The following is a 22,654-nucleotide window of genomic DNA, read 5'->3' as shown; positions in this document are numbered from 1 at the left end:
CCCAGCCCCGGGGAACCCCATGGCAACCGCAGGAAAATTCCACAAGCGCCTCAGCCTGACCGACCTGACGTTCATCGGCCTGGGCTCGATCTTCGGTTCGGGCTGGCTGTTCGCCGCCAGCCACGTCTCCTCCATCGCCGGGCCGGCCGGGATCGTGTCCTGGATCATCGGCGGCATCGCGGTCTTCCTGCTGGGCCTGGTGTACTGCGAGCTGGGCGCCGCCCTGCCGCGTGCCGGCGGGGTGGTGCGCTACCCGGAGTACTCGCACGGCACGCTGCTGGGCTGGCTGATGGGCTTCATCACCCTGATCGCCTTCTCCAGCCTGATCGCGATCGAGGTGGAGGCCTGCCGGCAGTACGCGGCGGCGTGGTTTCCCTCGCTGAGCCAGGCGGGCAGTTCGCGTCCAAGCCCGGCCGGCTGGCTGCTTCAGCTCGCGCTGCTGGCGCTGTTCTTCCTGTTGAACTATTTCAGCGTCAAGACCTTCGCGCTCGCCAACAACGTCATCAGCGTGTTCAAGTTCCTGGTGCCGCTGCTGGTGATCGTGCTGCTGCTCGCGCACTTCAACGGCGACAACCTGCACAGCCAGGGCTTCGCGCCGGCCGGCGCGGCAGGTGTCGAGGCGGCGATCTCGGCCGGCGGCATCATCTTCGCCTATCTGGGCCTGACCCCGATCGTGTCGGTGGCCAGCGAGGTGCGCGATCCGCAGCGCACCATCCCGATCGCGCTGATCCTGTCGGTGGCGCTGTCCACCGTGATCTACGTGCTGCTGCAGCTGTCCTTCCTGGGCGCCGTGCCGGGCGATGCGCTGGCGGCGGGCTGGGCAGGCATGGACCAACGGTTCTCGCTGCCATACCGCGATATCGCGCTGGCGCTGGGCCTGGGATGGCTGGCGACCCTGGTGGTGGCCGATGCGGTGATCTCGCCCAGCGGCACGGGCAACATCTACATGAACGCCACTCCGCGCGTGGTCTACGGCTGGGCGCGCAGCAGTCGCTTCCTGCCCGTGCTGACGCGCGTGGATGCCAAGTCGGGCATCCCGCGTCCGGCGCTGTGGCTGAGCTTCGGCCTGTCGGTGTTCTGGACGCTGCCGTTTCCCTCTTGGGAAACGCTGATCGGCGTGGTCTCGGCGGCGCTGGTGCTGAGCTATGCGATCGCGCCGGTCACGGTGGCCGCGCTGCGGCGCAGTGCGCCCGAGTTGGCGCGCCCGTTCCGGGTCAAGGGGCTGGCGGTGCTGGGGCCGCTCTCGTTCGTTGTGGCCGCGCTGATCGTCTACTGGTCCACCTGGCCGACGGTGTCGTGGCTGCTGGGCCTGCAGGTGCTGATCTATGTCGGTTACGTGCTGTCGCAGCTGCCGTCCGCGCCGCGCCGCGCGCGCGTGCTGCGCCAGGTGCGCAGTTCTGCCTGGCTGATCGTGTTCTTCGTGCTGGTGATGGCCGTGTCTTACCTGGGCAGCTTCGGCGGCATCGGCGCGATCGCCCATCCCTGGGACGCGGCCTGCGTGGCGGTGATCGCCTGCGGCATCTATCACTGGGGCGCACGCAGTGGCCTGCGTGGCCACGAGCTGGCGCTGGAGGAGGACGACGGCCAATGAGACGCGGGCCGCAGCCGAGCGCAGCGATGCGGCGTGCAGGAGCGCGCATGCAGGCGTTCGCCGCGTCGCCGCTGCGGGCCGGTCCCGGCGTCGCCAACGCAACGCAGACGACGTCCGATGACGCGCGCTCGGTCTACGCGCACCGTCGCTCGCTCCGCAGGCCCCGTCGACTCCGTCAGCCGCCGTCGGTATGAATTCCTCGTCTTTCACCACAGGGCGGCGCCATGCCGCACTGGAACATCTTGGGACCCTCTCCATGACCGCATCTGGCTTCAACATCCGTCGCGGCGCAGTGCGCTGGTCTCTCCGCCGGGCCGCGACCGGGCTGCTCCTGTTCGGCCTGTGCGCCAACGCCGCGGCGCAGGAGCTGCCGCGCCTGATCCGCGCGCAGGACCGCTATGCCTTGCTGGTGGACGGCGCACCCTACACGGTGCTGGCCGCGCAGCTGCACAACTCCAGCGCCTGGCCGGCCGTGCTCCCCGGTGCGCTGGACCAGGTGGTGGCCCTGCACGCCAACACGGTCGAGGCGCCGGTGTACTGGGAGCAGTTCGAGCCGTCGCCTGGCCGTTACGACACCACCAACCTCGATGCCTTGATCGCACAGGCACGCCAGCGCGACCTGCGCGTGGCGCTGCTGTGGTTCGGCAGCTGGAAGAACGGCCAGATGCACTACGTCCCGGAATGGATCAAGCGCGACGCCACCACGTACCCGCGCGCCCTGGACGAGCGAGGGCAGCCGACCGAGGTGCTCTCGCCGCATGCCCGCGCCAACCTCGAGGCCGACCAGCGCGCCTTCAGCGCGTTGATGGCGCATCTGCGCAAGATCGATGGCCAGCGCCACACGGTGATCCTGGTCCAGGTGGAGAACGAGCCGGGCGCGATCGGCACCGTGCGCGACCATGGCGCCGCCGCCAACGCCGCCTTCGCCCAATCGGTGCCGGCGGCGATCACGGCCCGCCTGGGCAAGCCGGCCGGCACCTGGCAGCAGGTGTTCGGGCCGGACGCCGAGGAGGCCTTCAACGCCTACGCCACCGCGCACTACATCGAGCAGGTCGCCGCCGCCGGCAAGCAGGTCTATCCGCTGCCGATGTACGTCAACACCTGGCTGCGCTACAAGGGCAAGAAGTATCCCGGGCTGGATTACCCCTCCGGGGGCGCGACGGTGAACATGTTCGAGCTGTGGCGCGCGGCGAGCCCGTCGATCGACTTCATCGGCACCGACATCTATACCAACGACTACAACGAATACACCAAGGTGATCGGGCAGTACGCCCGCGCCGACAACCCGGCCTGGGTGTCCGAGACGGGCTTCGAGCCGGGCACCGCGCCGTATCTGTTCCATGTGCTGGGGCAGGGTGGCATCGGCTTCTCGGTGTTCGGCGTGGACGGCGCCGACTCGCCGGAGAAGGAGGCCGCCAGCGCGGCACATGCGGCCAACTTCGGGCTGCTGGCGCCGATGCAGCGGATCCTGGCCAAGGCCGCCTTCGAGGGACGCCTGCAGGCCGTGGCCGAGCAGCCCGGCCAGCCGCGGCGCACGCTGCGCTTCGGCGACTGGGAGGTGCGCGTGTCCTACGGCGCGCCCGCCTGGGGCGATGCCGATCCGATCCTGCCCGGCAACAGCGACCACGCCGGCCGCCTGCTGGTGGTGCAGACCGCGCCGGAGCAGTTCCTGCTGACCGGCTTCGCCGCGCGCGCGGAACTGGCGCGCGTGGCCGACGATGGTCGGCACGGCCAGTTGCTGCGGGTGGAGCAGGGCCGTTACCAGGACGGGCAATGGCGGTTCGAGCGCCTGCTCAACGGCGACCAGACCGATTACGGGCTCAACTTCGGGCGCGAGGATCCGCCGGTGCTGCGGGTCACGGTCGGCACCTACTGAGCCCGCACGCGCCGCGCTTGTGCGAAAAGCCGCACCTGCCAGCGGCGTGTCGGACAAGACGCGCGCGCGCCGGCATCGCACGATGCGGCTTGATCATTCAACCGCGTGGGCACCATGGACCGCAGAGACTTCCTTCGCCACGGCGTGGCTGCCACGGCGGCCGCCGGCCTGCTTCCTGCCGCCGCCGGGCTGACCACCGAACAGGCTGGCGTCGCCCCGGTTGCCGCCCCTCCGCCGCGCCTGCGGCCGGCCAGCAGCGTGGAGTTGGCGGGGTCGACCGCGCTGACCGCCTTCACCCATCGGGGTCAGGCCTGGACCGTGCACGAGGACCTGCGCACGCCGCAGGGGGCACTGGTGCTGGCCTGCGCGGCCGGCGTGCTGGAGCTGGGCAAGCGCACCGAGGCGGTGTGGGGCAGCAGCGACACGCCGTACTTCGGCATGCCGCTGGCCGAGCTGGCCATGGCTGAAGCCGACCTGCTGGCCGACCGGCTGCTGCGCCAAGGCGACCCAAGCGAGGCCGAGGTGCGCGATGCCGCACCGCCACCGGCCTCGCGCCTGGATCCGAAGGACTACAACGGTCGCCTGCCCTGGACGACATTCGTGGGCACGGTGCAGGGCAAGGACACGATGCCGATCTATCCCGACGGGCGTAGCCGCACCTATCGGGCGATCCAGTACTTCCCGGAGCTGGCCGATGCCGACAAGGTCGCCCATCGCAGCGAAGGCCTGCTGGGCGGCTGGATGCCGGCCGTGCACAAGGTGATTCCGGCGGGCGAGGGGCGCTGGTACGACCTGCTGGTGTTCGCCGACGTCAATGCGCACGACGCGTTCGTGGTGCAGACCTGGCATCGGGCGGTGCTGGTCGAGCAGGGCAAGCCCGTGCGCACGGTCTACGGCTACAGCTATCCCGACTATCCGCCGCGCCGGGGCGCGGCCAGTGCGCAGGACTTCTATCGCGGAATGATCGACTTCGCCGCCGCGTGGCAGGCGCAGCTGGCGCAGGCCAGCACTTTGGAACTGCCGGATGCCAGCTGGCCCGACATGGCGCGGTTCGCCTTCGCCCGCGAGCTGATCGTGCGGCCGGGCGGCGTGTTCCCCAAGTACGGCGCGGTGGACCGCGATTACGTCGGCAACGAGTACGACGGCTTCCAGGACACCTTCACCAGTTCGCTGTATGCCAACCTGGAATGGGGCCGCTTCGACCAGGCCCGGGCCGTGCTGGACAACTACCTGTCCGACTACACCCAGCCCGACGGCCTGGTGAACATGCGCGGCCCGGAGACGGGCCAGTTCGGCCTGACCCTGTCGCTGCTGGCGCGCTACCTGCGCTACACCGGCGATGTCGCGCTGCTGCGCCAGCACCAGGGCAAGATCGAGGCCACGGCGCAGCTGCTGGTCGAGCTGCATGACGCCAGCCTGCAGCTGCCGCGTGACGATCGCGGTCATGGCCTGATCCACGGCTGGAGCGAATCCGACGCCTGCCTGTATCCGGACCCTTCGCTGTGGTGGAAGCCGTACTTCGGCAACAGCGCCCTGGCGATCCGCGGCTGGGAGGACATCGCGGCGGTGTGGACGACGATCGCCGGCGCGCCGGGCCGCTCCGGCCAGTGGCGCCAACGCGCCAGGCAGCTGCGCCAGCGCCTGTTGGAATCCATCCGCACCGATATCCGCACCGACCTCAAGCCCGCCTATGTCGGCCCGCTGCCGGGCACGCGCGAGACCTTCCGCCAGGCGATGTCGCAGGAGGATCCCAGCAAGAGCGAGCAGCTCTGGTCGCATCGCGCCTATGCCGAGCTGCTGCAGGCCGACGTGCTGCCGGATGCACTGGCGCACCTGGTGATCGACTGCCTGCGCGGCCATGGCGGCACCACTCTGGGCATCGTCTCCAACATCTGGAAGCCCACGCCGGAAGGGCGCGACATCCTGGGCTTCATCTCCTACGGCTACGCCCAGCAGCTGCTGCGCCTGGACCGGATCGAGGAATACCTGCTGTTCCTCTACGCGCACCGCTATCAGGCACATACGCGCGGCAGCTGGACCGCGGGCGAGGTGGCCGGCATCACCGGCGGCATGCCGCTGTTCTGCATGCCCGCGCAGATGACCGTGCCGCTGCTGCTGCGCTGGATGCTGGTGTTCGACCAGGACCAGGACCTGTATCTGGCGCGCGCGCTGCCGCGCGACTGGCTGGCCACCGGCAAGCCGATCCTCATCGAGGATGCGCCGACGCCGTGGGGCAGGGTTGGCGTGTCGATGCAGGCCCAGCCCGAGCAGGGCCTGATCCGGGCGGAGGTCAGCCTGCCCGCGCTCAAGCCCAGGGCCGTCTGGCTGACGCTGCGTGCGCCCGCCGGCAAGACGCTGCGCGAGGTCAGCATCGCGGGCGTCCCGGCGGCGCTGAGCGGGCCGCATCGCGATCGCGTCGCGCTTCCCTTCAGCGCGAGCGGCAAGGTCAGCATCGAGGCGCGCTACGCGTGAGGTCGCACAGCCCAGCGCTCATGTTGGGTGCCGAGAACAGCGAATCGGGCGACCTTCAAGCCGGTGACCACCCGCCGTCTGCCGCCCCGCGTCAGGTCGGCCGTCAGTTCGAACAATCTGCAGTGCCAAGGCAAGGGGTCTGAGGATGAAACAACTGCGTCAGTCGTATACACACACGGTCGGGGAGGCACAGGCCCGGCGTGGCCATCGCGGTGCACGCCCCAGGCCACACATCGGGCGGCTGCTGGCGGCCGCCGCCGTCCTTCTGCTTGCGTCCTGGTCGGCCGCGGCCGCCGACAAGCCAGCCTCCATCGTGCCCGGCGAGCGCTGGCACGACCGCCAGGGCGAGGTGATCAACGCCCATGGCGCCGGGATGCTCAAGGCGCCCGATGGAAGTTATTACTGGTTCGGCGAGTACAAGACCGCGGGCAAGGGCGGCAACGCGGCGCATGTCGGCGTGTCGGTCTATCAGTCCCGCGATCTGCTGCACTGGGATGCGCGCGGCATCGCGCTGCCGGTGTCGAAGGATCCCGCGTCGGACATCGCCGATGGCGCCATCATCGAGCGCCCCAAGGTGCTGCACAACGTGGCGATCGGGAAGTACGTGATGTGGTTCCACCTGGAACGGGCAGGGCATGGCTACAAGGACGCCCGCGTGGGCGTGGCGGTCGCCGATGCGCCGGCCGGGCCGTACCGCTACCGGCGCTCGTTCCAGCCCAATGGCCAACAGTCGCGCGACATGACGCTGTTCCAGGATGACGACGGCACCGCCTACCTGTTCTACAGCTCCGAAGGCAACGCCACGATGCATGTCACGCGCCTGACGGCCGATTACCTGGACACCGAGCAGGACTATCAGCGCATCTTCGTGGACCAGTGGCTGGAGGCGCCGGCGATCTTCAAGCATGCCGGGCGCTACTTCTTCATGGGCTCGGAGTGCACGGGCTGGAAGCCCAATACCGCGCACGGCGCCAGCGCGGCATCGCCGCTGGGGCCCTGGACCGAATTCGGCAATCCCGCGCAGGGCGAAGACGCGGCGCTCACCTTCCACAGCCAGAGTGCCTACATCCTGCCCATGCCGGGCCAGCCGGGTCGCTTCATCTACATGGGCGATCGCTGGAACCCCGAGAACGCCATCGACGGACGCTATGTCTGGCTGCCGCTGCAGGTCGAAGGCGACCGCTTCCGCGTCGATTGGCATGCGGACTGGTCATTGGACCGGACGGCCGTCGCCGCAACGCCGCGCTGAAGTCCCGAATCCGACGAGGCGAGAAGCGAGCCGTTCGTCACCCGGGATGTGGGGCTTGAGCAGCCTCGCTCCCGGGCCTGTTGCACGACGACTATTGCGCGTAGCGAGCCAGGTCGAGATCGGCGAGCAGCGTCGGCCCCGTCGGATGCCAGTGCAGCCGCGCCTGGGTGAGGGCACTGGAGGCCGGCATGTCCTGCGCGGCGAAGTGCATCAGCCAGCCGAAGTAGGCCGGGGCCTCTTCCGGCGCGACCGACACCACCGGCAGCTTCAGCCCGCGACCGAGCGATTCGGCGATGTCGCGGCTGCTGACGCCTTCCTCGCCGACCGCGTGATAGCGCGCTCCGCGGACGGCCGCCTCCACGGCAAGCCGATACAGGCGCACCACATCGGCAAGATGCCCGGCCGACCAGCGATTGCGGCCCTCGCCGACATAGGCGACGTAGCCCTTGTCGCGGGCGACGGCGATCAGCGGCGAGACCAGGCCCTGCCGGAGCGGATCGTGGACCTGCGGCAGCCGCACCACCGACACATTCACGCCAGCCTCCAGCAGGGCATTGCCGGCCAGCTCGGAGGCGACGCGCGGATTGGGATGGTCGGGATTGAAGACGTCCTCGCTCGCCAGTTCGCCGTCGCGGGCAATGCCGAATCCCGTTCCCGAGGTGATGACCAGCGGACGGTCGGAGCCCTTGAGCGCCTCGCCGAGCGCGGCGATGACGCGCCCGTCCTTCTGGCAGTTCTCGACGAAGCGCGAGAAGTCGTGATCGAACGCGGTATGGATCACGCCGTCCGCCTGGGCGGCGCCGGCACGCAGGCCTTCGGGATCTTCGAGCGTGCCGCGATAGACCTCGGCGCCCGCGTCGCGCAGCGCCTGGGCGCCCGCGTCGGAGCGACTGACGCCGATGACCTGGTGGCCTGCGCCGATGAGTTCGGGGACGAGGGCCGAGCCGATGAAGCCGGTCGCGCCGGTAAGAAAGATGCGCATGGTGCGGTGTCCTGAGCGTGGAGCTGCGCACTATCTGGCCGAACACCATACCGGTAAATTAGTGATCTCATCCTAGTAAAGCGACTAACAGGCTCCGCATGCCCGTCGGCACGGCCAAATCCCTCGGCGAATTCCTGAGAAGCCGCCGCACGCGCCTGGACCCGGCCAGCTTCGGCTTCACCGGTCGCAGGCGGACGCCCGGGCTGCGCCGGGAGGAAGTCGCGCAACGCGCCCACATCAGCCCGACCTGGTACACCTGGCTCGAGCAGGGCCGCGGCGGCGCGCCCTCGCCTGAGGTCCTGGACCGCGTGGCCAGCGCGCTGATGCTCACCGAGGCCGAGCGCGAACATCTGTTCATGCTCGGACTGGGGCGGCCGCCCGAGGTCCGCTACAAGGCGGTGGACAGCGTCAGCCCCCGCCTGCAGCGGTTGCTCGATCTGCTCGACGCGAGCCCGGCGATCATCCGCACGGCCACCTGGGAGATCGTGGCCTGGAACCGGGCCGCCACCGTCGTGCTGACCGACTACGGCGCGCTGCCGGTGGGCCAGCGCAACATCCTCTACTTCCTGTTCCGCGATCCGGCCGCGCGCGCCAAGCAGCACGACTGGGACAGCGTGGCCCGCTTCGTGGTGGGCGGCTTCCGCGCCGACGTGGCGCGCGCCGGCCTGGCCTCCGAAGTCGGTGAGCTGGTGGACGAGCTCTGCAGGCTCAGCCCGGAGTTCGAAGCGCTGTGGCACGACAACGAAGTGCTCGACGCGGGCGGCGGCGAACACCTCAAGCGCCTGCTGCATCCGGAGCTGGGGCCCATCGCACTGGAATACTCGGCCTTCGCCGTCGACGGTCGGCCGGACCTGAGCATGATCGTCTACAACCCGACCGATCCCGACGTCGCGCAGCGCATCAGGGCGCTTGCCGCCGCGTCCGCCTGACGCGGATCGAACTCAGCATCCGTCAGGCCCGCCGCGAGAGGGCGGGGCGACCGACCCGGACGCCGGGCCTCACCCGGCCAGCACCTCGGCGAACAGCGGCGCATCCACATTGCCGCCGGTGAGCGCGACGCCGATGCGCTGCCCCGCCCAGAACCTGCGCTGCTGCATGGCCGCCGCCAGCGCAGCGGCGCCGGCGCCCTCGGCCAGGTTGTGGGTGGCGGTGTAGAGCAGGCGCATCGCGGCGGCCACCTCGTCGTCGGTGACGGCGACCACGTCCTCGGCCTCGGCGCGCACCACCGCCATCGCGTCGGCCACCGGCAGACGGCAGGCCATGCCGTCGGCGAGACGGGTGTTGGCGGGCGACTCCACCAGCATGCCGCTGCGCCAGGACTGCAGGCTGGCATCGGCATGCGCCGAGACCACGCCGACCAGGCGCGTGCTCACGCCGCAATAGGCGCGCGCCGCCGCCGCGCCGGCGAAGCCCGAGCCCAGGCCGATGGGCACGAACAGCACATCCGGCGCTCCGCCAGCGACCTTGGTCGCCTCGAAGAACTCCACATAGGCCGTGGCCACGCCGCGCACCAGCTCGCGATGGAAGGAGGGGATGCGGTGCAGGCCATGCGCGCGCGCCAGCGCGGCAGCGTGGTCCGAGGCGGCCTGGAAGTCCTCGCCATACTCGACCAGCTCCACGCCCAGCGCCCGCATGGCCGCGTTCTTCTCCACCGAGTTGCCATGCGGCACCACGATGGTCGCCTGCAGGCCGTGGCGGCGCGCGGCGAAGCCGACCGACTGCCCGTGGTTGCCGCGGGTGGCGCTGATCACCTGCCGCACCTCCGGCTGGGTGCGGCGCAGTTCCTCGAAATAGGTCAGCCCACCGCGCACCTTGAAGGCGCCCACGGGCGTGTGGTTCTCATGCTTGATCCAGACCTCGGCGCCGAGCGCCTGTTCGATCAGCGGCCAGCGGTACTGCGGCGTCGGCGGCAGGGCGGCGCGCACGGTGGCAAGCGCTGCGGCGATCTCGTCGGAGGAGAAACGCATGGCGGACCAGGTAACCGGGCAGGGTGGAAAGCTCGAAGCATATCGACGAAATCGGCGGAATGGAGCGCGCGGCCGAGCAGCATGCGGGCGCCGAGGGGAAGTCTTTCGGATCGTGCAGCATGGCCGAGGCAGGCTCGGCATGCGCGAGCGCGCGGCTCAGGAAGATGCGGCGGCGCGCCGCCGGCCGCGCCGATCGCTTGGCGCAGGCGGACTGCGCTCGGTCTGCGGAAACACACGCGCGCACAGGAAGTCGACCAGGGCCCGAACCTTGGGTGAGGGATGCTTGCCTGCCGGCCACAGCACATGGAACACGCCGCTGCGCTCTACATGCTCGGTCAGGATCGACTTGAGCCGCCCCTCGGCCAGCAACGCATCGATGGCGAAATCCGGCAGGTGGGCGATTCCCAGTCCCCGCAAGGCGAAACACAGGCGCGCCTCGATGTTGTTGCAGATCATCGAGGTGGGCAGTTGGAGCTCGGGCTCGCCCGGGGCCCGCCGCAGCGCCCAGGTCTCCAGCTTGCCGCTGTTGGGATAGCGATAGTGCAGGCAGGTGTGGTGGCGCAGATCGGCGGGCGTCATCGGCGTGCCGCGGCGCGCCAGATAGTCCGGCGAGGCCACCAGCCGCATCTGGAAGCTGCCCAGGCAACGGGCCGACAGGCGCGAGTCGGCCGGCTGGCCCGTGCGCACGACGGCATCGAAGCCTTCCTCGACCACATCGACCATCCGGTCGGTGAAGTCCAGGTCCAGCTCGATCTCGGGATACGCGCGCATGAAATCGCCGAGGACCGGCAGCACCAGCGAGCTGACCAGGGGCAGGCTCACCCGCAGACGGCCGCGCGGCGCGGCGGACGCCTGCGAGAGCTCCAGCTCGGCCGCCTCGATCTCGGCCAGGATGCGGCGGCTGCGCTCCAGGAACAGCAGGCCCTCGGCGGTCAAGGTGACGCTGCGCGTGCTGCGATGGAACAGGCGCACCCCGAGCTTGTCTTCCAGCCGCGCCACGCGCTTGCCGACGGCCGAGGCCGACACGCCCAGCAGCCGGCCGGCGGCGACGAAGCTGCGCGTCTCGGCGACCTGCATGAACACCGCAAAGCCCGTCAGGCTTTCCACGATCGGCTCTCCTTGAGGATTGCGGACATTTGATTCCGCACATCGAGGAACTGTAGCCCGCTTTTTCTCCAATCAAGGGGTTTCTATCGTCGCGGCATTGCCCACCCGATCGAGGCCCTGCCATGACGCATTCCGTACTCCGCCAACCCCAGGATGCTCCACCTGCGCATCTGCCCGAGGGTCTTCAGGCCTTCAGCACGCCGGCGTGCGCCCCCGCATGCCGGGCGCTGTCCGCACGCCAGTGCAAGGCGCGGCCATGAGCGGCACCCGGCCCCTGTTCTTCATCGCGCTGGGCCTATTCGGCCTGTATGTGGTCGAGTTCGGCGTGGTCGGCATCCTGCCGGCCGTGGTCCAGCGCTACGGTGTCGGCGTGGCCCAGGCCGGCGGGCTGGTGGCGCTGTTCGCGACCGTGGTCGCGGTGTGCGGGCCGGCCATGGTGCTGTGGCTCTCGCGCCTGGACCGGCGCAAGGTGCTGGCCGCCTGCCTGCTGGTCTTCAGCCTGTGCAGCCTGTTGTCGGCCTGGGCGCCCAGCTTCGGCGCGCTGATGGCGCTGCGGGTGCCCTCGGCGCTGCTGCATCCGGTGTTCTTCTCGGTGGCCTTCGCTGCGGCCGTGTCGCTGTACCCGCCGCAGCGCGCCGCGCACGCCACCTCGATGGCCTTTCTCGGCACCACGCTGGGGCTGGTGCTGGGCGTGCCGCTGGCGACCTGGATCGAGGCCACGCTGTCCTACGAGGCCTCGTTCTACTTCTGCGCCACGGTGAGCCTGATGGCCGCCGTCGGCGTGTGGAGCATGCTGCCCCCCAGGCATCAGGCCAGGCCCCATGCTCCGGGGACGGTGCTGGCGGTCCTGCGCAGGCCGGCGGTCTGGCTGTCGGTCGCCGCGACGGTGTGCGTGTTCGCCGCGATGTTCTCGGTCTACAGCTACGCCGCCGAATACCTGGCGCGACAAGCGCACCTGGGTGGTGAGGCGATCGGCCTGCTGCTGGGCGTGTTCGGGGTCGGCGGCGTGCTGGGCAACCTGCTGGCCGGACGCGCGCTGGGCCATCGACTGGCCGCAACCGTCTTGCTCTATCCCGTGGTCCTGGCGGCCGCCTACGGCGTGCTGCTGACGTACGCATCGGCCTCGTTGGCGATCATGCTGCCGCTCTGCCTGCTGTGGGGCGCCGCGCATACCAGCGGCCTGATCGTCAGCCAACTCTGGATGACCTCGGCCGCGCCGGACGCGCCCGAGTTCGTCACCAGCCTATTTGTCTCCGCCGCCAACCTCGGCGTGGTGCTGGGCGCGGCCGTTGGCGGCGGTTTCATGGATGCATTCGGGATGCAGGGGACGGTCTGGAGCGGCTGGCTGTTCGCGGCGTTGGCCGCTTTCGCAGTGCTGGCGCGGAGGCCCTGGCGGATAAGGCAGCCCTGAGTGCGGCGCTCCGAAACGCGGACGTGGGCACGGAGCGGGTTGGGCAGGGGAGGCGACACCGAGTCTGCATCGCCAGCGCCATTGCCGAGCCATGCCCGACAAGGGGACGGAACGCAGGACGGCCGGGTCGCCGTGCACGCTGTCCAGACACCGCCAGTCCCTACGATGTGCGCCCCCACACCCTGGATCACCGCCATGGCCGAACCGGTCGCGGAGCTGGACAACGTCCGCGAGGAAGAGCTCGAGGAACGCGCGCCGTCCAAGGCGGCCGCCGTGCACGAGCGCATCAGCCGGCAGGGCGAGAAGGAGCTGGCGCGCGACTTCTTCGCGCTGTTCTGGTCGGCCATCGCCGCCGGCATGACGATGAGCATGTCCTTCCTGGGCCGGGCGCTGCTGCAGGCGTACCTGCCGGATGCGCCGGCCGCGTTCCTGATCGAGGCCGCCGGCTATGCGCTGGGCTTCGTCTTCGTCATCAGCGCCGGGCAGCAGCTGTTCACCGAGAACACCATCACCCCGGTCCTGCCGGTGATGCGCAACTTCAGCCTGTGCAGCCTGGGACGGCTGCTGCGGCTGTGGGGCATCGTGCTGCTGGGCAATCTGGTGGGCGGCTTCATCGCCGCAGCGGTGTTCGCCTGGCTGCCGATGTTCACGCCCGAGGTGGACAAGGCGCTGCTGGAGATCGGCCTGCACCTGGGCCAGGTGCCGCTGGCCACGACCTTCGGCACCGCCGTGTTGGCCGGCTGGCTGATCGCCACGCTGGTGTGGATGCTGCACGCGATCGAGCAGAACAAGCTGGCGATGATCGTGATCGTGACCTGGCTGATGGGCGTGGCCGGCGTGGCCCACGTGGTGGTGGGCACGATCGAGGTGATGTATGTGATCCTGCTCGGCCAGGCGCAGGTCTGGCCTTCGCTCGCCGGCGTGGTGCTGCCGGCCCTGGTCGGCAACGTGCTCGGCGGCACCTTCATCTTCGCGCTGATGAGCCACGCGCAGGTCAAGGCGGACGTGGAGTAGCGAGCCGCCTGGCGGGTGCGGGACGCGACCAGGCCGCGTCCCGCACCACGCGATGGAAGCGGTGGGCGCGCCATCGCAGCGCGCCCGCCGCAACAACTCAGCCCTGCTTGGCGGCCTGGTAGCGGCGCGCCACCTCGTTCCAGTCGACCACCTTGTAGAAGGCCTCGATGTATTCGGGCCGGCGGTTCTGGTACTTGAGGTAGTAGGCGTGTTCCCACACGTCCAGGCCCAGGATGGGCGTGAGGCCCTGCATCAGTGGGCTGTCCTGGTTGGCGCTGTTCTCCACGCTGAGCTTGCCGGTCTTGTCCACGCACAGCCAGGCCCAGCCGCTGCCGAAGCGGGTGATCGCCGCCTGGGTGAAGGCCTTCTTGAACGCCTCGAAGCCGCCCAGCTCGGCGTCGATCGCCGCGGCCAGTTCGCCGCTGGGTTCGCCGCCGCCCTTGGGCGACATCACCGTCCAGAACAGCGAATGGTTGGCGTGGCCGCCGCCATGGTTGGTGACCGGGCCCTTGAGCTTGTCGGGCAGCTCGCCGATGCGCGCCACCAGTTCCTCGACCGGCAGCTCCGCCCACGGCGTGCCTTCCACCGCCGCGTTGAGCGAGTTGACGTAGGTCTGGTGGTGCTTGCTGTGGTGGATCTCCATCGTCTTGGCGTCGATGTTGGGTTCCAGCGCGTCGTAGGCGTAGGGGAGATCGGGCAGGGTGTAGCTCATGGTGCCTCCATGGGGTGGATGATCGGGAGGGCAGGCCGGATCGAGCGCGCCGGGCCACGACGGGCCGCCAGGCGCAGTTCAAGACTTGCCTGGAGAACCGGGGTCGAAGGAGAGGGCTGATCGATCATGACGCTGCGCTAGAGGGGCCGCGCGTGGGCGGCATTCGCGTTGCGTCTACGGCGGGGTCGTTGGCCCGGGGCCGCACGTCAGCGGTGCTGGTGCAGGCCGAATTGTCGCCCCATCCGGGTAGCGCGGCGTGAACGGCGCCGGGGCGCCGCGTAGAATCGCGCCCTCGTCCCCCTCAAGAGACCGTGTCGTCATGGATCCCGCCGCCGAGGCCATCGCCCGCGCGCCCGATGCCCAGGACGAGGCCTGGATGCGTCAGGCCTTCGCCGTGGCCGATCAGGCCCAGCACGAGCTGGACGAGATCCCGGTCGGCGCGGTGCTCGTCGATGCCGACGGCCACTGCATCGGCCAGGGGGGCAACCGCAACCGCTGCGACCACGACCCGAGCGCGCACGCCGAGATCGTCGCCATGCGCCAGGGCGGGGCGCACCTGCGCAACCATCGGCTGGTGGGCTGCACGCTCTACGTCACGCTCGAACCCTGCGCGATGTGCGCCATGGCCATGGTCCATGCCCGGCTGGCGCGCGTGGTCTATGCCGCCTCCGATCCCAAGACCGGCGCTGCCGGCAGCGTGTTCGACCTGCTCGCAGACCCGCGCCACAACCATCGCGTGCAGGTCACCGGCGGGGTCCTGGGCGAGGAGGCGGGCCGGCGCCTGACCAACTACTTCCGCGCCAAGCGCGGCCGGCCTCTGCTGGACTGACCGGCGGATCGGCCGCAGCGCCGATCCGCGCCTCAGCCTGCCGGGACGGGATGCGATGCGCCCAGCCGGCGCGTCACCCAGCGCCGCGCAGGCGTCTCGATCGCCCGATTGACCAGCGCGGCCAGCGCCACGCTCGCCAGGACGCAGCCGATGCCGGCGACCCAGGGATTGATCCGGCCGAACAGGCCCAGCGCCTGCATCGCGTCCAGCACCGGCATGTGCAGCAGGTAGAGCGAGAAGCTGGTGCGCCCCAGCTCGCGCACCGCGGCATTGGCCAGCAAGGCGTCCGACGCGCGGGTGCGGAAGGAGAAGGCCAGCACCGCCAGGGCCGCCATCAGCGTGCGCGCCAGATCGGAGTAGTACCAGTGCTCATGCTCCGCGACCTCGCCGGCCGGGAACAGCGGCAGCAGCATGTGCTGATAGGGGATCAGCAGCAGCACCACGCCCAGGCAGGCCAGCAGCTGCAGGCCGCCGATGCTCGCAGGCCGCAACAGCGCCTGGCGCTGCAGCAGGCGCCAACGCAGCATGGACACCGCCACGCCCGCTAGGAAGATATGCAGCTTGGTCACGAACAGCACGCCGGGCAGGGCAGGCGAGGTGACGTAGCTGGCCAAGACGAACAGCCCCAGCGCGGCCAGCGCCAGGCTCCGTGGCGTGCCCCGCAGCAGCGTCAGCCCCCAGAGCAGCACGAAGAAGCCATAGAACTGGAACTCCGGCCCCACCGACCAGAACACCCCGACCGAACCGACGAAGGCCAGATGCCGCACCAGCTGCGCCGCATCCATCTGGTAGTGGAAGCCCTGGTGGACGAAATACGAGACCAGGAACGACAGCACCACCACCAGGTAGTACAGCGGCACGATGCGCGCCACCCGCGCCACGCAGAAGCGGCGCACCGTCTGCGCGTTGAAGTCCTGGTGCAGATGCAGGTAGGCCATCAGAAAGCCGCTGAGCGCGAAGAACAGCAGCACCCCGCACGCACCGAAGTTCACCCGATCCCAGGCCGCGGACTTGCCCGGAAGATGCGAGACCACCACCGCCAGCGCCGCCAGCCCGCGCACGCCATCCAGCGCCGGCATGTGCTCCTTGCCGACGCTCACAACGCGCCGTTCCGCTTCCGTGGGAGCCGTCACGGCGGCGATGAGGCTTTCCCGATAAATCCCTGTCGCCGCCGTGGCGGCTCCCACATTCCCACCATCGCGCGAATGCGTCGCTGCGGGGATAGGACTTGTGGACAATGCACCGGCGTCCGCCGCGGGCTGCAAGTAAGGCGGGTTGCGCACGCCGGGCTCCGTAATGGCTGATCTGCATCGTCCATAACGCGAGCGCGTCCCTGCACCGGACAGCCCGCGCCGACGGCCGCACAGAAGCGCTGCGCTATGATGAACGACTGTTCCGCTCACTTCTTCGCCATGACCACAGCCCTCAACGCCAGCCACCTGATCTGGATCGATCTTGAGATGACAGGACTGGACACGGACCGCGATTCGATCCTGGAAATCGCCACGGTCGTGACCGATTCCCAGCTCAACATCCTGGCCGAGGGACCCGAGTTCGCCATCGCCCATCCGCTCGACGCGCTGGAGCGCATGGACGAATGGAACCGCAACCAGCACCGGCGCTCCGGGCTGTGGGACCGGGTGGTGTCCAGCACCGTGACCCTGGGCCAGGCCGAGGCGGCGACCGTGGAGTTTCTGGCGCGCTGGGTGCCGGCCAACGCCTCGCCGATGTGCGGCAACTCGATCTGCCAGGACCGCCGCTTCCTGCACCGGCTGATGCCGCGCCTGGAGCGCTACTTCCACTACCGCAACCTGGACGTGAGCACGCTCAAGGAACTGGCGCGGCGCTGGGCGCCGCAGGTGCTGGAGGGCGTCAAGAAGCAGTCCTCGCACACGGCCCTGAGCGACGTGCACGACTCGATCGCCGAGCTGCGCCACTACCGCCGCTACCTGGCGCAGCTGGCGCTGCCAGAGCAAGGCTGAGCACGCTGCAATCTCGCGGCGAACTTAGCTCGGTGGGAGCCGCCATGGCGGCGATGTGGCTTTCCCGGTAGAGCCCCATCGCCGCCATGGCGGCTCACACAAGGGCGGCGACTGACAGACGCCAGCCACTTCCTACCGTCATTCCCGCGAAGGTGGGAATCCAGGGACTTTCGCGCGGTGGATCAAGACGCCGGGTTCCCGCGTTCGCGGGAACGACGGGTGGGTTTCCTCAGGAAGGGAAGTCTGACTTCTGGGTGCAGCTGGGGGACCGAGAAACCGGGGAAAACCCGTCGCCGCCACGGGCGGCTCCCACCTGTAGAGCGGAGCTTGCTCCGCTGCTCTTCGTTCAATTCGCGGGAAAAGCCCCAGCGGAGCAAGCTCCGCTCTACAGGCGGACCGCCGCAAGATTTGAGGAGACACCTGCTCCCACCCAGCTACAGATAGCAGAAGGCGGCCTTGGCCGCCTTATTGCTGTTCAACTCACACGATAAAGCCGCGCGCTAATTGCCCTTGGCCGCACCAGGCCCCGCGCCCGTATCGCCATCGTCGCTCACGGCCTTGGTCAGCACCTCGGCCAGCGGCCGCCCGTCGGCGTCGTGATGATAGACATGCAGATCGCGCTGCGGGTAGGGGATGGACAGGCCCTGCTCCAGCAGCTGGTTGCGGATCGCCTCGATCACCGTGCTCTTGGCGCTGCCGAAATCACCATTGTTGGCATAGGCGAACAGCATCAGGTCCACGCTGCTCTCGCCCAGGTTGGTGACCTGCACGAACGGCTTGGGGTCCTTGAGCACCAGCGGATTCTGCTCGGCGATCTCCAGCAGGATGCGCTGGGCCTGCTTGAGGTCGTCGTCGTAGCCCACGCCCACCGTGATCTCCAGCCGGCGCGTGGGCAGGGTGGAGTAGTTGATGATCGGCGCGGTGGTGATGGTGCTGTTGGGCAGGGTGATCACGCGCTGGTCGAAGGCGCGGATGCGCGTCTGGAACACGCGGATCTCATCGACGATGCCTTCCTGACCGGCCGCCACCACATGGTCGCCATCGCGCATCGGCCGCAGCACGATCAGCATCACGCCCGAGGCGATGTTGGACAGCGAGTCCTTCAGCGCCAGGCCGACAGCCAGGCCGGCGGCGCCCAGCACCGTGGCCAGCGAGGTCGCGGGCACACCGATCTTGGTCAGCGCGCTGACGAACACCAGCACCAGCAGCACCGCGTAGGACACGTTGCGCAGGAAGCTGCTGAGCGTGCTCTCCACGCGGGCGCGGGTCAGGGCACGCTCCAGCGCCAGGCTCAGGCGCCTGGACAGCCACATGCCCACCACCACGATGACCAGCGCGATCCCCCAGTTCAGGAGGATCCCGGCCCAGTCCACCGTGCTCCAGTCGAACGCTGGTGCGCCGGCCGCCCTGGCCGGTGCCGGCGCGGCGGTCGTCGCGGCCAGCAGCGCGTGCATCGCCCCCATCATGCGGCCTTGGTCTTGGCCAGCGCCAGCCAGGTATCGACCACGGTGTCGGGATTGAGCGAGACCGACTCGATGCCTTCCTTCATCAGCCACTCGGCCAGGTCGGGATGGTCCGAGGGGCCCTGACCGCAGATGCCCACGTACTTGCCCTTGGACCGCGCGGCCTTGATCGCCATCGACAGCAGCTTCTTGACCGCCGGATTCCGCTCGTCGAACAGGTGCGCGACGATCGACGAATCGCGGTCCAGGCCCAGGGTGAGCTGGGTCAGGTCGTTGGAGCCGATCGAGAAGCCGTCGAAGATCTCCAGGAACTCCTCGGCCAGCAGCGCGTTGGACGGCACCTCGCACATCATGATGATCTTCAGGCCGTTCTCGCCCTGCTTCAAGCCATTCGCCTCCAGCACCTCGACCACCTTGCGGCCTTCCTCCAGCGTGCGCACGAACGGGATCATGACCCAGAGGTTGTCCAGGCCCATCTCGTTGCGCACCTTCAGCACCGCGCGGCACTCCAGCGCGAAGGCATCGGTGAAGGAGGGATCGACGTAACGGCTGGCGCCGCGGAAGCCGATCATCGGGTTCTCTTCCTCCGGCTCGTAGCGCGTGCCGCCGATCAGGTTGGCGTACTCGTTGGACTTGAAGTCCGACAGGCGCACGATCACCGGATTGGGCGCGACCGAGGCGGTCAGCGTGGCGATGCCCTCGGCCAGGCGGTTGACGTAGAAGTCCACCGGCGCGCCGTAGCCGGCGATCTTGGCGTCGATCTTCTTCCTGGTCGCCGCGTCCTGCTGGTCGTACTCGAGCAGCGCCTTGGGATGGATGCCGATGTGGCTGGCGATGATCATTTCCAGGCGCGCCAGGCCGATGCCGGCATTGGGCAGCTGGCCGAAGTCGAACGCGCGCTCGGGGTTGGCGACGTTCATCATGATCTTCAGCGGCGCCGGCGGCATGTTGCCCAGGTCCGTGGTGGTGCGCTCGAACTCCAGCACGCCGTCGTAGATGAAGCCGGTGTCGCCCTCGGCGCAGCTGACGGTGACTTCCTGGCCGTCCTGGACCAGCTCGGTCGCATTGCCCGAACCGACCACGGCTGGGACGCCGAGCTCGCGCGCGATGATCGCGGCATGGCAGGTGCGGCCGCCGCGGTTGGTGACGATGGCGCTGGCGCGCTTCATCACCGGCTCCCAGTCCGGATCGGTCATGTCGGCGAACAGCACATCGCCCGGCTGCACGCGGTCCATGTCCTCCAGCGAGCGCACCACGCGCGCCACGCCGGCACCGATCTTGGCGCCCACCGCGCGGCCTTCGGCCAGCACCTTGGCGCCCTTGGCCGACAGCGCGAAGCGCTCGATCTGGGTCGCATGGCTGCGCGACTTCACCGTCTCCGGGCGCGCCTGCACGATGAACAGCTTGCCGCTGACCCCGTCCTTGGCCCATTCGATATCCATCGGGCGCTTGTAGTGCTTCTCGATGATCAGCGCCTGCTTGGACAGCTCCTGCACATCCTCATCGCTGATGGAGAAAGTGTTGCGCAGCTCACCAGGCGTGTCCTCGATGCGCACGCGCTCGCCCGGCACATCCGAATAGACCATGCGCACCTGCTTGCTGCCCAGCGAGCGGCGCAGGATCGCCGGCTTGCCGGCGCTGAGCGTGGGCTTGTAGACGTAGAACTCGTCGGGATTGACCGCGCCCTGCACGACCATCTCGCCCAGGCCGAAGGAGGAGGTGACGAACACCACGTCGCGGAAGCCGGACTCGGTGTCCAGGGTGAACAGCACGCCCGAGGCGCCCACATCCGAGCGCACCATCAGCTGCACGCCGGCCGAGAGGAACACGTCCTCGTGCTTGAAGCCATGGTGCACGCGGTAGGCGATCGCGCGGTCGTTGTAGAGCGAGGCGAAGACTTCCTTGACCTTGTGCACGACATCGTCGGCACCGGTGACGTTGAGGAAGGTCTCCTGCTGTCCGGCGAAGGACGCATCGGGCAGGTCCTCGGCGGTGGCCGACGAACGCACCGCCACGGCCACATCGCCGCCGCCGTTCTCGGCGGACAGCTGCGCGTAGGCGCTGCGGATGTCCTTGTCCAGCTCGGGCTGCAGCGGGGCATCGATGACCCAGCCGCGGATCTCCTTGCCGGCCGCGGTCAGCGCGCCGACGTCCTCGACATCCAGCGTCTCGAGCTTGTCGAAGATGCGCTTGGACAGATCGTTGTGCGCGATGAAGTCCTTGAACGCCTCGGCCGTGGTGGCGTAGCCGCCAGGCACCGACACGCCCAGCTGGGCCAGGTTGCCGATCATCTCGCCCAGCGAGGAATTCTTGCCGCCCACGCGGGCCAAATCCGACAAGCCAAGCTCATGCAGCCACAGGATGTTCTGGTTCAAGCGCTACGCTCCGATAGCAGCCGTTGCCACACCCGGTGGGGTTGCAGCGTCGGGCCGCGTCCTAGGGGGAAAGGCGGTTATGATGCAGTGCCAAAACAAGCATCACAAGCTTGAATTGGCGGGGTTTTCAGTTTCAACAGACAGGATGAAGGCAATGTCGAGTGTCCGGCCGGTGTTCTATGTCTCGGATGGAACCGGTATCACCGTTGAAACCATTGGGCATAGCCTGCTCACGCAGTTCTCCGGTTTCTCCTTCATCACCGACCGGATTCCGTTCGTCGACGATCCGGAAAAAGCCAGCGATGCGATCGAACGCATCCGCGAAGCGGGCCTGCGCCACGATGCGCGCCCGATCGTGATCCACTCGATCGTCGATCCGTCCATCGCCCAGGCGCTGGCCTCCAGCGGTGCGCTGATGCTCGATGTCTTCGCGCCCTTCATCGATCCGATGGAGCGCGAACTGGGCGCGGTGCGCCAGTCGCGCGTGGGCCAGGCGCACGGCATCGTCAATTTCGAGGCCTATCACCGCCGTATCAACGCGATGAACTTCGCGCTGACCCACGACGATGGCGTGGCGATCAACTACGACGAGGCCGACCTGATCCTGGTCGCGGTGTCGCGCGCCGGCAAGACCCCCACCTGCGTCTATCTGGCGCTGCATTACGGGGTTAAGGCGGCAAATTACCCGCTCACCGACCAGGATCTGGAAACCGACCGGCTGCCCGCCAGGCTGCGCCCGTATCGCAAGAAGCTCTTCGGCCTCACCATCGACCCGGACAGGCTGTGCCAGATCCGCCAGGAGCGCCGGCCCAACTCGAGCTACGCCAAGTTCGAGACCTGCAAACGCGAGGTCGCCGCGGCGGAGGACATGTTCCGCACCGAGCGGCTGCCCACGCTGAGCACCACGCACACTTCGATCGAGGAAATCGCCAGCAAGGTGATGTCCACCCTGGGCCTGCAGCGCGAAATGCTCTGAAGCCGCTGGCATCTGCCCGGCTTTACGGCGCTGAAAACGGTGCCGGCCCGGCGGTTGGAAAAGCGCGGGCGGACCTCCACGTTAGGTGCACAACCCACCGGGCGTCAATGCTGCCGCATGCGCCTGCCAGCGTGTAGGATCCCCCCATGGCATTGACGCTCTCCCGAGCCGCGCACCTCCCCAAGCTGGGCCGCTTCGGCTGGCTGATGGGGCTGTACGCGGAAAACTACGGCCGGTTGGCGCGGCTGTTCGCTCCGATCGACCTGGCGCCGGGCCAGTACGTGTCCAGCATCGGCGATGGCCTGGATCTGCGGGTGGACGTGATCGAGACACACCGCTACACGGTCGAGTTGCGCCTGACCTACGGCCTGATCGATCCGCAGACCGGCGAGCCGGATCCGTCGGCGTTCGTGCGGGTGTACCGCGATGCGCGCCAGGCCGAGGCCACGCACTGCTACGTGGGGCGCCGCTGGCAGGACGTGATCGGACTCTTCCCGCCGCCGGCCGAGCTGATCAGCCACCGCATGCGCATGAACACCTTCCTGGGCAAGTGGCTGGAGTATCTGTCCGAGCGCGGCCACGGCGTGGCCACGCTGCGCCGCGTCGACGCGGTCGATGCCGAGGCGTCCGCGCTCGCCTGAGGCGGGC

General features: G+C 68.9%; 18 protein-coding genes. 11 read left to right on the top strand and 7 right to left on the bottom strand.

The genetic code is table 11. The features are described 5' to 3' along the window. Window positions 1-19: 19 nt before the first annotated feature. The 4 genes from QE438_RS05350 (at window position 20) to QE438_RS05335 (ending at window position 7,188) form a co-directional block, all read left to right on the top strand. Window positions 20-1,591: an APC family permease gene (locus QE438_RS05350; protein ID WP_306991972.1), complete on the top strand. Its 1,572-nt coding sequence runs from the start codon at window positions 20-22 to the stop codon at window positions 1,589-1,591. 256 nt (window positions 1,592-1,847) lie between these two features. Next, the gene (locus QE438_RS05345; protein ID WP_306991974.1) at window positions 1,848-3,467 is read left to right on the top strand and encodes a DUF5597 domain-containing protein; all 1,620 of its coding nucleotides are present in this window, start codon (window positions 1,848-1,850) and stop codon (window positions 3,465-3,467) included. Window positions 3,468-3,581: 114 nt separating this feature from the next. Beyond that, on the top strand, window positions 3,582-5,939 hold the full coding sequence (locus QE438_RS05340) for a Tat pathway signal protein (RefSeq protein ID WP_307184003.1): 2,358 nt from the start codon (window positions 3,582-3,584) through the stop codon (window positions 5,937-5,939). 145 nt (window positions 5,940-6,084) lie between these two features. After that, entirely contained in the window at window positions 6,085-7,188 is a 1,104-nt protein-coding gene (locus QE438_RS05335) for a glycoside hydrolase family 43 protein (protein WP_306991976.1), read from the top strand. Between the two features lie 91 nt (window positions 7,189-7,279). Here the strand turns inward: QE438_RS05335 and QE438_RS05330 are convergent, their stop codons facing one another. Then, window positions 7,280-8,170 carry an SDR family oxidoreductase gene (locus QE438_RS05330; protein WP_306991978.1) on the bottom strand — a complete coding sequence of 297 codons (891 nt, stop codon included), beginning with the start codon at window positions 8,168-8,170 and terminating at the stop codon, window positions 7,280-7,282. 98 nt (window positions 8,171-8,268) lie between these two features. On the opposite strand from QE438_RS05330, the gene QE438_RS05325 reads away from it, so the two are divergent. Next, window positions 8,269-9,099: a helix-turn-helix transcriptional regulator gene (locus tag QE438_RS05325; RefSeq protein ID WP_306991980.1), complete on the top strand. Its 831-nt coding sequence runs from the start codon at window positions 8,269-8,271 to the stop codon at window positions 9,097-9,099. Window positions 9,100-9,168: 69 nt separating this feature from the next. Here QE438_RS05325 and QE438_RS05320 read toward each other — a convergent pair whose 3' ends face one another. Beyond that, entirely contained in the window at window positions 9,169-10,137 is a 969-nt protein-coding gene (locus tag QE438_RS05320; protein WP_306991982.1) for a threonine dehydratase, read from the bottom strand. Window positions 10,138-10,293: 156 nt separating this feature from the next. Beyond that, entirely contained in the window at window positions 10,294-11,244 is a 951-nt protein-coding gene (locus QE438_RS05315; RefSeq protein WP_306991984.1) for a LysR family transcriptional regulator, read from the bottom strand. Between the two features lie 256 nt (window positions 11,245-11,500). On the opposite strand from QE438_RS05315, the gene QE438_RS05310 reads away from it, so the two are divergent. Next, window positions 11,501-12,655 (top strand): MFS transporter, encoded by a 1,155-nt coding sequence (locus tag QE438_RS05310; protein ID WP_306991986.1) that lies wholly within the window; start codon window positions 11,501-11,503, stop codon window positions 12,653-12,655. 195 nt (window positions 12,656-12,850) lie between these two features. After that, window positions 12,851-13,669, top strand: coding sequence for a formate/nitrite transporter family protein (locus tag QE438_RS05305; RefSeq protein ID WP_306991988.1), 819 nt, complete (start codon window positions 12,851-12,853; stop codon window positions 13,667-13,669). A gap of 97 nt (window positions 13,670-13,766) precedes the next feature. Here QE438_RS05305 and QE438_RS05300 read toward each other — a convergent pair whose 3' ends face one another. Then, on the bottom strand, window positions 13,767-14,381 hold the full coding sequence (locus QE438_RS05300) for a superoxide dismutase (RefSeq protein ID WP_306991990.1): 615 nt from the start codon (window positions 14,379-14,381) through the stop codon (window positions 13,767-13,769). Window positions 14,382-14,700: 319 nt separating this feature from the next. On the opposite strand from QE438_RS05300, the gene tadA reads away from it, so the two are divergent. After that, entirely contained in the window at window positions 14,701-15,210 is a 510-nt protein-coding gene (gene tadA / locus QE438_RS05295; RefSeq protein WP_306991992.1) for a tRNA adenosine(34) deaminase TadA, read from the top strand. 32 nt (window positions 15,211-15,242) lie between these two features. Here tadA and QE438_RS05290 read toward each other — a convergent pair whose 3' ends face one another. Next, window positions 15,243-16,310 carry an acyltransferase gene (locus QE438_RS05290; RefSeq protein WP_306991994.1) on the bottom strand — a complete coding sequence of 356 codons (1,068 nt, stop codon included), beginning with the start codon at window positions 16,308-16,310 and terminating at the stop codon, window positions 15,243-15,245. A 312-nt stretch (window positions 16,311-16,622) separates the two neighbouring features. Here QE438_RS05290 and orn point away from each other — a divergent pair, with 312 nt between their 5' ends. After that, on the top strand, window positions 16,623-17,192 hold the full coding sequence (gene orn, locus QE438_RS05285) for an oligoribonuclease (RefSeq protein ID WP_130522547.1): 570 nt from the start codon (window positions 16,623-16,625) through the stop codon (window positions 17,190-17,192). Between the two features lie 500 nt (window positions 17,193-17,692). Here orn and QE438_RS05280 read toward each other — a convergent pair whose 3' ends face one another. Both QE438_RS05280 and ppsA read right to left on the bottom strand, forming a co-directional pair. Beyond that, complete coding sequence (locus tag QE438_RS05280; protein ID WP_306991996.1) at window positions 17,693-18,646, bottom strand: mechanosensitive ion channel family protein; 954 nt, start codon at window positions 18,644-18,646, stop codon at window positions 17,693-17,695. An 8-nt stretch (window positions 18,647-18,654) separates the two neighbouring features. Continuing rightward, window positions 18,655-21,030 carry a phosphoenolpyruvate synthase gene (gene ppsA, locus QE438_RS05275; RefSeq protein WP_306991999.1) on the bottom strand — a complete coding sequence of 792 codons (2,376 nt, stop codon included), beginning with the start codon at window positions 21,028-21,030 and terminating at the stop codon, window positions 18,655-18,657. A 154-nt stretch (window positions 21,031-21,184) separates the two neighbouring features. On the opposite strand from ppsA, the gene QE438_RS05270 reads away from it, so the two are divergent. Both QE438_RS05270 and QE438_RS05265 read left to right on the top strand, forming a co-directional pair. Continuing rightward, window positions 21,185-22,006, top strand: coding sequence for a pyruvate, water dikinase regulatory protein (locus QE438_RS05270; RefSeq protein ID WP_130518795.1), 822 nt, complete (start codon window positions 21,185-21,187; stop codon window positions 22,004-22,006). 146 nt (window positions 22,007-22,152) lie between these two features. After that, on the top strand, window positions 22,153-22,647 hold the full coding sequence (locus QE438_RS05265; RefSeq protein ID WP_130518411.1) for a DUF1249 domain-containing protein: 495 nt from the start codon (window positions 22,153-22,155) through the stop codon (window positions 22,645-22,647). Window positions 22,648-22,654: the final 7 nt, after the last annotated feature.

Origin of the sequence: Pseudoxanthomonas sp. SORGH_AS_0997, from assembly GCF_031453535.1 — a bacterium.
GTDB lineage: Bacteria > Pseudomonadota > Gammaproteobacteria > Xanthomonadales > Xanthomonadaceae > Pseudoxanthomonas_A > Pseudoxanthomonas_A winnipegensis.
The sequence above is the reverse complement of the archived record's forward strand: the minus strand, read 5'-3'. Positions and strand labels throughout refer to the sequence as shown.

Bases quoted from the DNA above. Each gene is read 5' to 3' on its own strand.
- QE438_RS05265 (WP_130518411.1), top strand. From the start codon at position 22,153: ATGGCATTGACGCTCTCCCGAGCCGCGCACCTCCCCAAGCTGGGCCGC.
- QE438_RS05340 (WP_307184003.1), top strand. From the start codon at position 3,582: ATGGACCGCAGAGACTTCCTTCGCCACGGCGTGGCTGCCACGGCGGCC.
- QE438_RS05335 (WP_306991976.1), top strand. From the start codon at position 6,085: ATGAAACAACTGCGTCAGTCGTATACACACACGGTCGGGGAGGCACAG.
- QE438_RS05310 (WP_306991986.1), top strand. From the start codon at position 11,501: ATGAGCGGCACCCGGCCCCTGTTCTTCATCGCGCTGGGCCTATTCGGC.
- tadA (WP_306991992.1), top strand. From the start codon at position 14,701: ATGGATCCCGCCGCCGAGGCCATCGCCCGCGCGCCCGATGCCCAGGAC.
- QE438_RS05345 (WP_306991974.1), top strand. From the start codon at position 1,848: ATGACCGCATCTGGCTTCAACATCCGTCGCGGCGCAGTGCGCTGGTCT.
- QE438_RS05325 (WP_306991980.1), top strand. From the start codon at position 8,269: ATGCCCGTCGGCACGGCCAAATCCCTCGGCGAATTCCTGAGAAGCCGC.
- QE438_RS05280 (WP_306991996.1), bottom strand. From the start codon at position 18,646: ATGCACGCGCTGCTGGCCGCGACGACCGCCGCGCCGGCACCGGCCAGG.
- QE438_RS05305 (WP_306991988.1), top strand. From the start codon at position 12,851: ATGGCCGAACCGGTCGCGGAGCTGGACAACGTCCGCGAGGAAGAGCTC.
- QE438_RS05300 (WP_306991990.1), bottom strand. From the start codon at position 14,381: ATGAGCTACACCCTGCCCGATCTCCCCTACGCCTACGACGCGCTGGAA.
- QE438_RS05320 (WP_306991982.1), bottom strand. From the start codon at position 10,137: ATGCGTTTCTCCTCCGACGAGATCGCCGCAGCGCTTGCCACCGTGCGC.
- QE438_RS05330 (WP_306991978.1), bottom strand. From the start codon at position 8,170: ATGCGCATCTTTCTTACCGGCGCGACCGGCTTCATCGGCTCGGCCCTC.
- orn (WP_130522547.1), top strand. From the start codon at position 16,623: ATGACCACAGCCCTCAACGCCAGCCACCTGATCTGGATCGATCTTGAG.
- QE438_RS05270 (WP_130518795.1), top strand. From the start codon at position 21,185: ATGTCGAGTGTCCGGCCGGTGTTCTATGTCTCGGATGGAACCGGTATC.
- QE438_RS05350 (WP_306991972.1), top strand. From the start codon at position 20: ATGGCAACCGCAGGAAAATTCCACAAGCGCCTCAGCCTGACCGACCTG.